10 protein-coding genes are annotated in these 11,996 nt (G+C 71.4%); all 10 read right to left on the bottom strand.

What is annotated here, in order from left to right; translation table 11 throughout:
• Positions 1–20 precede the first annotated feature (20 nt).
• A complete protein-coding gene (locus ABZ117_RS13010) occupies positions 21–1,376 on the bottom strand; it encodes an MraY family glycosyltransferase (RefSeq protein WP_356820121.1) in 1,356 nt (451 codons plus the stop codon).
• A gap of 161 nt (positions 1,377–1,537) precedes the next feature.
• Positions 1,538–2,776: a serine hydroxymethyltransferase gene (glyA, locus tag ABZ117_RS13005; RefSeq protein WP_356820119.1), complete on the bottom strand. Its 1,239-nt coding sequence runs from the start codon at positions 2,774–2,776 to the stop codon at positions 1,538–1,540.
• 266 nt (positions 2,777–3,042) lie between these two features.
• Positions 3,043–3,720 (bottom strand): protein-tyrosine-phosphatase, encoded by a 678-nt coding sequence (locus tag ABZ117_RS13000; RefSeq protein WP_356820117.1) that lies wholly within the window; start codon positions 3,718–3,720, stop codon positions 3,043–3,045.
• On the bottom strand, positions 3,717–4,364 hold the full coding sequence (locus tag ABZ117_RS12995) for an L-threonylcarbamoyladenylate synthase (protein WP_356820115.1): 648 nt from the start codon (positions 4,362–4,364) through the stop codon (positions 3,717–3,719). Before ABZ117_RS12995 ends, ABZ117_RS13000 begins: the two co-directional genes overlap by 4 nt.
• 52 nt (positions 4,365–4,416) lie before the next feature.
• Positions 4,417–5,262, bottom strand: coding sequence for a peptide chain release factor N(5)-glutamine methyltransferase (gene prmC, locus ABZ117_RS12990; protein WP_356820113.1), 846 nt, complete (start codon positions 5,260–5,262; stop codon positions 4,417–4,419).
• A 39-nt stretch (positions 5,263–5,301) separates the two neighbouring features.
• Positions 5,302–6,378 (bottom strand): peptide chain release factor 1, encoded by a 1,077-nt coding sequence (gene prfA, locus ABZ117_RS12985; protein WP_356820111.1) that lies wholly within the window; start codon positions 6,376–6,378, stop codon positions 5,302–5,304.
• Positions 6,379–6,484: 106 nt separating this feature from the next.
• Complete coding sequence (gene rpmE / locus ABZ117_RS12980; protein ID WP_356820110.1) at positions 6,485–6,709, bottom strand: 50S ribosomal protein L31; 225 nt, start codon at positions 6,707–6,709, stop codon at positions 6,485–6,487.
• Between the two features lie 164 nt (positions 6,710–6,873).
• The gene (locus tag ABZ117_RS12975) at positions 6,874–8,007 is read right to left on the bottom strand and encodes an LCP family protein (protein ID WP_356820108.1); all 1,134 of its coding nucleotides are present in this window, start codon (positions 8,005–8,007) and stop codon (positions 6,874–6,876) included.
• 355 nt (positions 8,008–8,362) lie between these two features.
• Positions 8,363–10,459, bottom strand: a complete 2,097-nt coding sequence (gene rho / locus ABZ117_RS12970; RefSeq protein WP_356820107.1) for a transcription termination factor Rho — start codon at positions 10,457–10,459, stop codon at positions 8,363–8,365.
• Between the two features lie 422 nt (positions 10,460–10,881).
• Entirely contained in the window at positions 10,882–11,799 is a 918-nt protein-coding gene (thrB, locus tag ABZ117_RS12965; protein ID WP_356820105.1) for a homoserine kinase, read from the bottom strand.
• Between the last annotated feature and the right edge of the window lie 197 nt (positions 11,800–11,996).

Below are 11,996 nucleotides of genomic sequence, written 5' to 3'. Positions count from 1 at the left end.
AGATTCTTACCTTGTCCGTCTCAGCGGCGGTGGGCGAAACGGGACCGGGAACCGATGGCGGTCGCCCCGTTGACGCCCGCGGCACCGGCCACGACGGGGTCCCGTTCCGCGGATTCCCCGGGCTCCCGCACAGGATCGCCGGACCCCTGTGACGCCTCGTGCGAGGCCTCGGCCTCCTGCCCGGACACGGCCGGCTCCTCGCTCCGGCGGCGCCTGCGGTAGCGCGGCGGCACGAACCGCTGGGCCCACACCGGTACCCGCGGGGTGAAGCGCGGGAGGAGCAGCAGGACCAGACCGATCGCGCTGAGGAACACCACGCCCAGCACGATCCACATCGACGCCGAGTTGACCGAGTAGGCGAGAGCGCCGAAGCCGATCAGGGCCGACCAGAAGTACATGATCAGCACGGCCCGGCTGTGCGAGTGGCCGATCTCCAGCAGCCGGTGGTGCAGATGGCCGCGGTCGGCGGCGAACGGCGACTGGCCGCGCCAGGTGCGCCGGACGATCGCCAGCACGAGGTCGGCGGCCGGCACGGCGATGATCGTCAGCGGCAGCAGGAGCGGGATGTAGACCGGCACCGTCTGGTGGACCGCCGCCTTCTCCGACCCCGTGAACAGCGCCAGCGCGTCCGGGTCCACCTGGCCGGTGATGGAGATCGCGCCCGCCGACAGCACCAGGCCGATCAGCATCGAGCCGGAGTCGCCCATGAAGATCCGCGCCGGATGCATGTTGTGCGGCAGGAAGCCCAGGCACATGCCCATCAGGATCGCCGCGAAGAGGGTCGCGGGCGCCGCGGACTCGATGCCGTACGAGTACCAGATCCGGTAGGCGTACAGGAAGAACGCCGCCGCCGCGATGCACACCATGCCGGCCGCGAGACCGTCCAGGCCGTCCACGAAGTTCACCGCGTTGATCGTGATCACGACGAGCGCGACCGTCAGGAGCGTGCCCTGCCACTGGGTCAGGGCGACGTTGCCGACGCCCGGGATGGGCAGCCACAGGATCGTCAGACCCTGCATGACCATCACGCCCGCGGCGATCATCTGACCGCCCAGCTTGATCAGCGCGTCGATCTCGAACTTGTCGTCCAGGACGCCGATCAGCCAGATCAGGGCGGCACCGGAGAGCAGCGCCCGTGGCTCGTTCGACTTGGCGAAGACCTCGTTGAGGTTGGTCAGGTGGTCCGCGACCAGCAGGCCCGCGCACAGCCCGAAGAACATGGCGATACCGCCGAGCCGCGGAGTGGGTTCCCGGTGCACGTCACGGGCCCGGATCTCCGGCATCGCCCCGGCCACGATCGCGAACTTCCGTACCGGCCCTGTCAGCAGATACGTCACCGCGGCCGTGATGCAGAGCGTCAGCAGGTATTCACGCACGGGCTTCCCCACAGGTCTCGCTGGCCATCACAGCCTCACACCCTAGCGACGGACGCATACGGTTGAGGACTTCCGGGTAGCGACGATGGTTGCACGGGTGGCTGTGTGCCACGGTCCACAGGGGTCCACACCGGGAGGTACGGGACGGTGCCGGGCCCCGTTCAGCCGGGATACGGCGGGAACTCGCCGGTGAGGGCGCGCACCTCCTCCCGGGCCGCGGCCGGCTCCGTACCGCTCCGCAGCACGGCCGCCAGCAGCGCCGCGATCCGCACCATCTCCGGCTCGCCCATGCCCTGCGTGGTCACGGCGGCCGTCCCCAGGCGCAGGCCGCGGCCGTCGTCGTGCGGCAGCGCGCAGCAGTCCAGGACCAGGCCGGCCGCCAGCAGGCGGCCACGCGCGGTGCGGCCGTCCACGCCGAGCGGGGCCGGGTCCGCGGTGATCAGGTGGGTGTCCGTGCCGCCGGTGGTGACGGCCAGCCCCTCCGCGGCCAGGTGCCCGGCGAGCACGCGCGCGTTGGCGACGACCTGACGGGCGTACGCCGCGAACGCCGGTGTCGCCGCCTCACCGAACGCGACGGCCTTGGCGGCGATGGTGTGCATCTGGGCGCCGCCCTGGGTGAAGGGGAAGACGGCCCGGTCCACGCGCTGGGCCAGCTCGGCACCGCACAGGAGCATCCCGCCGCGCGGGCCGCGCAGCACCTTGTGGGTGGTCGCGCACACGATGTCCGCGTACGGCACCGGGTTCGGCGCCGCGCCGCCGGCGACCAGCCCGATCGGATGCGCGGCGTCGGCGATCAGATAGGCCCCGACCTCGTCGGCGACCTCACGGAAGAAGGCGTAGTCGATGTGACGGGGGTAGGAGATGGAACCGCACACGATGGCCTTGGGGCGGTGGTTGCGGGCCAGGTGGCGCACCTGGTCGTGGTCGATCAGACCGGTCTCGGCGTCGACGCCGTAGCCGACGAAATCGAACCAGCGGCCGGAGAAGTTCGCCGGTGAGCCGTGGGTGAGGTGGCCGCCGTGGGGCAGGCCCAGGGCGAGGACCGTGTCGCCGGGGCGCAGCAGGGCCGCGTAGGCGGCCAGCACGGCCGAAGAGCCGGAGTGGGACTGCACGTTGGCGTGCTCGGCGCCGAACAGGGCCCTGGCCCGGTCGACGGCGGCGCGTTCGGCGACGTCGACGATCTCGCAGCCGCCGTGGTGCCGGGCCCCGGGATACCCCTCGGCGTACTTGTTGGCGAGCGGCGAGCCGAGGGCGGCCAGCACGGCCGGTGAGCAGAAGTTCTCGGCGGCGATCAGCTGGAGCGTCGTCGACTGCCGCTGAAGCTCCCCCAGCAGGATCTCGGCCATCGCCGGATCCTGCCGCCGCAGGGCATCGGTCTCATGGACGGTGGTGACCGACATGACGGACTCCGGGCGGTCGACGGTGACGTATCCCCAATGTAGGCCCGCCCCCCGGCGAACGCGCGACCGTCACGCCCGCACGGTGCGCCTGTGTACGAGCGGGTACTCCCGTCAGCGCAATCGGTGGCCGGCCGCGCACCGCAGCCGCACGCACAACGCGGGCGGGACCCCTCCCCGGCGCGTCTCGCGCGCGCTCGGCCCTGGCGGGCCTGCCGGCTTCCAGACGCTGCGGCGGACTCCGTCCACCGGGTCACCGCACGTGGCCGTCACGCGCGCGCCGGGACCCCTGTCAGCGCGGTGACGACCGGGTCCAGGGCGTCCCGTATCTCGTCGCCGATCGAACGGAAGAACGTCAGGGGCGCGCCGTAAGGGTCGTAGACCTCGTCCGCCTCCGCCGTCGGGGCCAGCAGCCAGCCCCGCAGCGCCGCAGCCGCCCGCACCAACGCCCGCGCCCGCATCACCACCCCGTCCTCCAGCGGCGGCAGCGTGGTGGGGTCTATGGCGCGGACCAGGCGGGTGAACTCCTTGAGGGTGAAGGTGCGCAGCCCCGCGGAATGGCCCATGGAGATGACCTGGGCGCGGTGGTCGCGGGTGGCGGTCAGGACCAGGTCGGCCATGATCACGTGTTCGTCCAGCAGCTCCCGGCCGACGAAGCCGGAGGTGTCCGCGCCGAACTCGGCCAGCACGGTCTCCGCGTGGGACTCCATGGACGCGCCCTCGTGGCCCCAGGTGCCCGCGCTCTCCACGATCAGCCCGCCGCCCAGCACGCCGAGCCGCTCCGCGACGAAGTGGCGGGTCAGCCGCTCGGTGATGGGTGAGCGGCACACGTTGCCGGTGCTGACGTGGAGGATGCGGAAGGTGTCGCGCGGAAACCCGAACGTCGTCGTCTCCTCCGCGCTGTAACCCCCGCCGCCTATGCCACGCCCCGCTTCAGGGGCCGTCAATTCGCCACCTCGAGATCGGGTACCACCTTGCGCAGCTCGTCAGGGGAGATCGCGCCCTCGCGCAGCAGCAGCGGCACCTCACGGGAGACGTCCACGATGGACGACGGCACGATGCCCGGGGTGGGCCCGCCGTCGAGGTAGACGGAGACGGAGTCGCCGAGCATCTGCTGGGCGGCGTCGCAGTTCTCGGGCGCCGGGTGACCGGTGAGGTTGGCGGAGGACACGGCCATCGGACCGACCTCGGTGAGCAGCTCGATGGCGACCGGGTGCAGCGGCATGCGCACGGCGACCGTGCCGCGGGTGTCACCGAGGTCCCACTGGAGGGACGGCTGGTGCCTGGCGACGAGCGTCAGGGCGCCCGGCCAGAACGCGTCGACCAGTTCCCAGGCCAGCTCGGAGAAGTCCGTGACGAGGCCGTGCAGGGTGTTCGGGGAGCCGATGAGGACGGGGGTGGGCATGTTGCGGCCCCGGCCCTTGGCGGCGAGCAGGTCGCTGACGGCCTCCGAGGAGAACGCGTCGGCGCCGATCCCGTACACCGTGTCGGTCGGCAGCACCACCAGCTCGCCCCGGCGGACGGCGGACGCCGCCTCGCGCAGACCCGTCACGCGGTCGGTCGCGTCGTTGGTGTCGTATCGCCGTGCCATGACTAACTGGCCTCCTCGTACACGTACTGCGGGGTGGGGGTCTGCGGGGTGCTCACGGCAGCGCCTTGCGGGCCGTCGCGAAGCGGGGGCGGTTGTTGAGATCGGGGTGGTCGGCCGCGTCGGCCCAGCCCCGCTCCTCGGTGAAGATCCACGGCACCTGGCCGCCCTGGGTGTCGGCGTGCTCGATGACGACGACACCGCCGGGGCGCAGCAGCCGGTGCGCGGTGCGTTCGATGCCCCGGATGAGGTCGAGTCCGTCCTCACCGGAGAACAGGGCCAGCTCCGGGTCGTAGTCGCGGGCCTCCGGGGCGACGTACTCCCATTCGGTGAGCGGGATGTACGGCGGGTTGGAGATGACCAGGTCCACCTGGCCGTCGAGGTCGGGGAAGGCCGTGAGGGCGTCACCCTGGCGCAGGTCGACCCGCGACCCGGACACGTTCTTGCGCGTCCACACCAGGGCGTCCTCGGACAGTTCCACGGCGTGGACGCGGGAGCGCGGCACCTCCTGCGCGAGGGCCAGCGCGATGGCGCCGGAGCCGGTGCACAGGTCGACGATGCACGGCTCCACGACGTCCATGGCGCGTACGGCGTCTATGGCCCAGCCGACCACGGACTCCGTCTCGGGCCGGGGCACGAACACGCCCGGCCCGACCTGGAGCTCCAGGTACCGGAAGTACGCCCGCCCGGTGATGTGCTGGAGCGGCTCGCGCTGCTCGCGCCGGGCGATGACCTCCCAGTACCGGGCGTCGAAGTCGGTGTCCTTCACGGAGTGGAGTCCGCCGCGCTTCACGCCGTGCACGAAGGCGGCCAGCTCCTCCGCGTCGTTGCGCGGCGAGGGCACGCCGGCGTCGGCCAGCCGCTGGGTGGCCTGGGCCACCTCTGCGAGCAGCAGGTTCACGCGAGTCCTCCGTGTCGTACTCGTGCGGGCGTACGGGTCTTACGCGGCGGCGAGCTTCGCCGCCGAGTCTGCGTCGACACAGGCCTGGATGACCGCGTCGAGGTCGCCGTCCAGGACCTGGTCCAGGTTGTACGCCTTGAAGCCGACGCGGTGGTCGGAGATCCGGTTCTCCGGGTAGTTGTAGGTGCGGATCTTCTCGGAGCGGTCGACGGTGCGGACCTGGCTGCGGCGGGCGTCGGCGGCCTCCCGCTCGGCCTCCTCCTGCGCCGCCGCGAGCAGCCTGGAACGCAGGATACGCAGCGCCTGCTCCTTGTTCTGGAGCTGGCTCTTCTCGTTCTGGCAGGAGGCGACGACCCCGGTCGGCAGGTGCGTGATCCGCACGGCGGAGTCGGTGGTGTTGACGGACTGGCCGCCCGGGCCGGAGGACCGGTACACGTCGATGCGGAGGTCGTTGGGGTTGATCTCGACGTCGACCTCCTCGGCCTCCGGCGTGACGAGCACACCGGCGGCGGAGGTGTGGATGCGGCCCTGGGACTCGGTGGCCGGCACCCGCTGCACGCGGTGCACCCCGCCCTCGTACTTCAGCCGGGCCCACACGCCCTGACCGGGCTCGGTCGCGCCCTGGCCGCCCTTGGTCTTCACCGCGACCTGGACGTCCTTGTAGCCGCCCAGCTCGGACTCGGTGGCGTCGATGATCTCGGTCTTCCAGCCGACGCGCTCGGCGTAGCGCAGGTACATGCGCAGCAGGTCACCGGCGAACAGGGCCGACTCGTCACCGCCGGCGCCCGCCTTGATCTCCAGAATGACGTCCTTGTCGTCACTCGGGTCACGCGGGACGAGCAGCAGCCGCAGTTTCTCGGTCAGCTCCCCGCGCTGCTTCTCCAGGTCCTTGACCTCGGCGGCGAACTCGGGCTCGGCGGCCGCGTACTCGCGCGCGGTCTCCACGTCCTCGCCGGTCTGCTTCCAGGAGCGGTACGTGGCGACGATCGGGGTCAGCTCGGCGTAGCGCTTGTTCAGCTTGCGCGCGTGCGCCTGGTCGGAGTGGACCGACGGGTCGGCGAGCTTCTTCTCCAGGTCGGCGTGCTCGACGACGAGTTCCTCGACGGCCTCGAACATTCTGGGCTCCTGTACTGCGGTGAAGGAAAGGGCGGGCGACCAAAAACGCCGGTCCCGGGCACACCCCGCGAGTGGGCGTGACCGTGGACCGGCGATATGGGGCTCGCTACTTCTTGGAGCCGGCGGCAGCCTTGCCGAAGCGGGCCTCGAAGCGGGCCACACGGCCACCGGTGTCGAGGATCTTCTGCTTGCCCGTGTAGAACGGGTGGCACTCGGAGCAGACGTCGGCCCGGATGGCACCGGACTCGATGGTGCTGCGGGTGGTGAACGACGCGCCACAGGTGCAGCTGACCTGCGTCTCGACGTACTGGGGGTGGATGTCGCGCTTCAAGGTGTCTCCTAGGTATCGGGAGGGCGCCGGGTCGCCGCCACGGGATGCGGGAGCGTGAACCGGAGCCGACGTACCAGTCTGCCAGGACTGGGGCCATCCACCCAAACCGGGGGTGCGGTTGTTCTATTCCGGGAGCCGCCGCACAACCCCCCGCGGCGCTACGCCTAGCCGGTCACCACGCCCGTGGCCTCGCCCGTCGCCGTGCCTTCCGTGGCCGCCCGGGGGATCGGCCGGTCGTTCTTCAGGGCGTTCCACACCAGCGCGGCCTTGCTCCGCTCCAGGAGGACCCGGTTGGGGTTGGCCGGGTCGTACCGCACGGGCATCGTGACCATCTTCATGTGCGACGAGCCGATGCCCTTGAGGCCGCCCGCGAAGTCCATCAGGGAGTTGACGGAGCCGAGGTCGGAGTCGGTGGTTACGGCCTTGGTGGCGGTGTCGGCGAGGTCGAACAGCTTCTTGGGGTTCGTGAAGACGCCGACGTGCTTGACCTGGTCGATCAGTGCCTTGACGAAGGCCTGCTGGAGCTGGATGCGGCCCAGGTCGGAGCCGTCGCCCACACCGTGCCGGGTGCGGACCAGGCCGAGGGCCTGCTCGCCGTCCAGGGTGTGCGCGCCGGCTTTGAGGCGCAGGTGGCTCCGCGGGTCGTCGATGGCCTTGGTGGTCGTCACCCGGACCCCGCCGAGGTCGTCGATGAGTCTCTGGAAGCCCTCGAAGTCGACCTCCAGGTAGTGGTCCATGCGGATCCCGCTGATCGACTCGACGGTCTTCACCGCGCAGGCCGCGCCCCCGGTGGAGTACGCCTCGTTGAACATCACGCCGGACGCGACGGGGTGGGCGGTGCCCTTGGCGTCGGTGCATTCGGGCCGGTCGACGAGGGTGTCCCGGGGGATGGAGACCACGCTGGCCCGCTGGTGGCCCTCGTACACGTGGACGATCATCGCCGTGTCGGAGCGGGCGCTGCCGTCGTCGGCGCCGCCGCCGAGCTTCCTGTTCTTGCCGGCCCGGGTGTCCGAGCCGAGGACCAGGATGTTCTCGGAACCGTTGTCGATCTTCGTGGGCCGGTCGCTGCCGAGAGCCTGGTTGATGTCGACACTGCGGATGTTGCCGTTGAGCTTGACGTACACGAGCCCGGCGCCTGCGCCGCCCAGCACGACCACGCCCGCGGCCGTCCAGGCCGTCACGAGCAGGGCCTTGCGGTGCGTGCCACGGGCCTTGCGGCGGCGGCCCTTGCCTCCGCGGCGGGGTCCGGTCGTGCCCTGCCCGGTTATGGCGGGCTCGGGCGTGCTCTCGGCGGCCACAGCGCTCCTCGGTCTCGTCGGTCGGCTACCCCCTGCTGTCAGGGTCAGGCGCGGTTCTCACCGCTCCATCGTCGCTCCGCCGGGTCAGACGGAGAAACCGGGAAAAGGGTTGCACGACGCAGAGTGCACGACGCGTGCGGAAAAAGTCACCAAGTGTAGTCGCCTGTTCCCGGCCGACCGCCTTCACCTGCGGTTTCGCCGCCTGAGGCCGTGCGTCCGGACTTCGGTGCCCGTCCGGATTCCTGTGGCGAAGATCCCGGGTCGCAGGCCTTCCCCTCCCCCGGCGCAACGAGCCCGCCCCCCGTCCACAAGGGGACGGGGGGCGGGCTCGTGCGGTTCAGGGACGCGGGGACGTTCAGTCACCGTTTCCCGGCGTCGGCGTCGTCTTCTGGATCTGCATCAGGAACTCGCCGTTCGACTTGGTCTGCTTCATCTTGTCCAGCAGCAGCTCGATGGCCTGCTGCTGGTCGAGCGCGTGCAGCACCCGGCGCAGCTTCCAGGTGACGGCCAGCTCATCGCTGCCGAGCAGGATCTCTTCCTTACGGGTACCGGACGCGTCGACGTCCACCGCCGGGAAGATGCGCTTGTCGGCGAGCTTGCGGTCGAGCTTGAGCTCCGCGTTGCCGGTGCCCTTGAACTCCTCGAAGATCACCTCGTCCATGCGGGACCCGGTGTCCACCAGCGCGGTGGCGAGGATGGTGAGCGAGCCGCCGTCCTCGATGTTCCGCGCCGCGCCGAAGAAGCGCTTCGGCGGGTACAGCGCGGTCGAGTCGACACCACCGGACAGGATGCGGCCGGAGGCCGGGGCCGCCAGGTTGTAGGCACGGCCCAGACGCGTGATCGAGTCGAGCAGCACGACGACGTCGTGACCCAGCTCCACAAGGCGCTTGGCGCGCTCGATGGCCAGCTCGGCGACCGTGGTGTGGTCCTCGGCCGGGCGGTCGAAGGTCGAGGAGATGACCTCGCCCTTCACCGACCGCTGCATGTCGGTGACCTCTTCCGGACGCTCGTCGACCAGGACGACCATCAGGTGGCACTCGGGGTTGTTGTGCGTGATCGCGTTGGCGATCGCCTGCATGATCATGGTCTTGCCGGTCTTCGGCGGGGCCACGATCAGACCGCGCTGGCCCTTGCCGATCGGCGCGACGAGGTCGATGATCCGGGTCGTCAGCACGCCCGGGTCGGTCTCCAGGCGGAGGCGGTCCTGCGGGTAGAGCGGGGTCAGCTTGTTGAACTCCGGTCGGCCGCGGCCGTGTTCGGGCGCCATGCCGTTGACGGAGTCGAGGCGGACCAGCGCGTTGAACTTCTCGCGGCGCTCGCCCTCCTTGGGCTGGCGGACCGCGCCGGTGAGGTGGTCACCCTTGCGCAGACCGTTCTTGCGGACCTGGGCGAGGGAGACGTACACGTCGTTCGGACCGGGCAGGTAGCCGGAGGTCCGGATGAACGCGTAGTTGTCCAGGATGTCCAGGATGCCCGCGACGGGGATCAGGACGTCGTCGTCGGTGACCTGCGGCTCGGCGATCTCGTCGCGGCCACGACGGCCACGGCGGTCGCGGTAGCGGCCCCGACGGCCGCGGCGGCCGCCCTCGAAGTCGTCGTCGTCCTGCTGCTGCTGGCGGTCGCGGTCCTGGCGGCCCCCGCCCTGCTGCTGGCCCTGCTGCTGACGGTCCTGACGGCCGCCGCCCTGGCCCTGCTGCTCGTCGCCCTTGCCACGGCGGTCGCCACGGTCAGCGCGGTCGCCGCGGTCGCGGTCCCGGCCGCGCTCACGGCGGTCGCGGCGGCCACGGCCCTCGCCGTCACCCGCGTCGCCCCTGGCCTCACCCTGCTGCTGCGACTGCTGCGCGGGCGTCTCGGCCTTGGGCTCGCTCTTGGCCTCGGCGGCGACGGTGTCGGCACCGCTCCCGGCCGGGCTGCCCGCATCGGCGGTGGCACGGCGGCGACGGCGCTCGACCGGGGCGTCGTCTCCCCCGCGCTCGGCCTCTCCCCCACGCTCGGCTGCGCTCGCGCGGGAGGTGCCCCCATCACGGGAGGGGCCCCCGGCGGGCTGGCCGGGGATCTCGATCTGCTGCTGGGCCACGGCCTTGTCGGCGGGCGCCTCGGACCGGGTCCCGGCGTCCTTCTCCGCACCCTCGGCGGAGTCGCCGGTGCGGGCCTTGGAGGTGGCCCGGCGCTTCGGCTTGGTCTCGGTGGCGGTCTCGGCCTTGGGGGCGGCGCCCCCGGAAGCCTGCGCCTCCTTGATGACCTCGATCAGCTGGCTCTTGCGCATCCGCGCGGTGCCCCTGATACCGAGGCCCGAGGCGACCTGCTGAAGCTCGGCCAGCACCATGCCCTCGAGGCCGGTACCGCGGCGCCGCCGGGAGCCGGCACCGGTGGCAGGCGCGGAGGCGTCCGTGGAGGGCGCGGCAGCGGTCTCCTCGACACGTGCGCCCATCAGATCGGTGGTGTCGCTCACGAAGGGTCCTTCCCTGGAGCGGACGTCGGCCTGTCTGGCTCGGCGACCGGTTGTGCTGTCCGGCTACGGTCCTGTCTTCTGTGAACCGTGCCGGGGCGGTGGTCCGCCAAAGCGGCGGAAGAAAATGTGCGGTGATGGCGCTTCCGCGAGCCGTGGCACCCTGTGTCACGTGGCGTGGTAGCACCGGTTCCGGAGATCCCCTAGAGGGGGTACCCCCACCGGCGGCCCGCTCAGCGCTCGCATACGACGTACTGCCCAGGTACGGCGCAAGGAACACGGAGTGGCGCGGGAGGCTCCCGGAAGAATGTCTGTCCCCGACGGGGACACGAGGCACCTCGCCATGGTGAGGTCGGGTGCAGACTTGAGATTAACACTACCGGATCCAACAAACATTCCCCCTCTCCAAATCCGGCAACCGCGTGTCAGGGCGCAAGCGGCAGCACGCTCGCTCCCTGTACGTCGAGGTCCAGCCGGTTGGCGGCCCACTCGGCGCCGGCCAGGGCTTCCACCTTGTCGGCGGTGCCGGCGTCGGCGAGGGCCATGACGGTGGGTCCGGCGCCGGAGATGACGGCCGGGACGCCGTCGGCGCGCAACCGCTCCACCAGCGCCGCGCTCTCCGGCATGGCCGGGGCGCGGTACTCCTGGTGCAGACGGTCCTCGGTGGCGGGCAGCAGCAGCTCGGGGCGCCTGGTCAGCGCCTCGACGAGCAGGGCGGCGCGGCCCGCGTTGGCGGCGGCGTCGACGTGCGGCACGGAGCGCGGGAGCAGGCCGCGCGCGGTCTCGGTGAGGACCGGCTTCCCGGGCACGAAAACCACCGGAACGATGGAATGGTGGGGCTCCATCCTGATGGCCCGGGCGGCGCCGGCCTCCATCCAGGACAGGGTGAAGCCGCCGAGCAGACACGCGGCCACGTTGTCGGGGTGGCCCTCGATCTCGGTGGCCAGCTCCAGCAGCGCGGCGTCGTCCAGGCGGGGCTCGCCGCCTATGGTCACCGCGCGGGCGGCGACGATGCCGGCGCAGATGGCGGCGGATGAGGAGCCGAGGCCCCGGCCGTGCGGGATGCGGTTGGCGCAGACGATCTCCAGGCCCCGGGGCTGGCCGCCCAGCAGGTCGAAGGCCGTGCGCAGGGAGCGGACGAGGAGGTGGCTCTCGTCCCGCGGGAGGGTCTCGCTGCCCTCGCCCGCGATGTCGATGTGCAGCCCGGTGTCGGCCACCCGGACGACCACGTCGTCGTAGAGCCCCAGCGCGAGACCCAGGGCGTCGAAGCCGGGGCCGAGGTTGGCGCTGGTGGCGGGAACGCGCACCCGGACGGCGGCGGCGCGGAACGCTGGACCGGCCATCGCTCGTTGACTCTCCTTGAGCTGCGTGACTGTCGGATGACGCTCGATGGTTTCGAGGGTCGTCCGGTGGACTGCCGATGACTTGCGTACGAAGACCCGTCGGGCCGCGGAGACGGCGCGGCGCCCTGCCACACGCGGGGGCATATGCGGTGGGCGGGTTGGATACAGCCTATCGAAGGAAGGTTCCGTGGCGACAT

Source organism: Streptomyces sp. NPDC006309 (genome assembly GCF_040613095.1).
Lineage (GTDB): Bacteria > Actinomycetota > Actinomycetes > Streptomycetales > Streptomycetaceae > Streptomyces.
The sequence above is the reverse complement of the archived record's forward strand: the minus strand, read 5'-3'. Positions and strand labels throughout refer to the sequence as shown.

Excerpts from the sequence above, each read along its gene's own strand:
- ABZ117_RS12995 (WP_356820115.1), bottom strand. The coding sequence starts at position 4,364 with ATGGCACGGCGATACGACACCAACGACGCGACCGACCGCGTGACGGGT.
- glyA (WP_356820119.1), bottom strand. The coding sequence starts at position 2,776 with ATGTCGGTCACCACCGTCCATGAGACCGATGCCCTGCGGCGGCAGGAT.
- thrB (WP_356820105.1), bottom strand. The coding sequence starts at position 11,799 with ATGGCCGGTCCAGCGTTCCGCGCCGCCGCCGTCCGGGTGCGCGTTCCC.
- prfA (WP_356820111.1), bottom strand. The coding sequence starts at position 6,378 with ATGTTCGAGGCCGTCGAGGAACTCGTCGTCGAGCACGCCGACCTGGAG.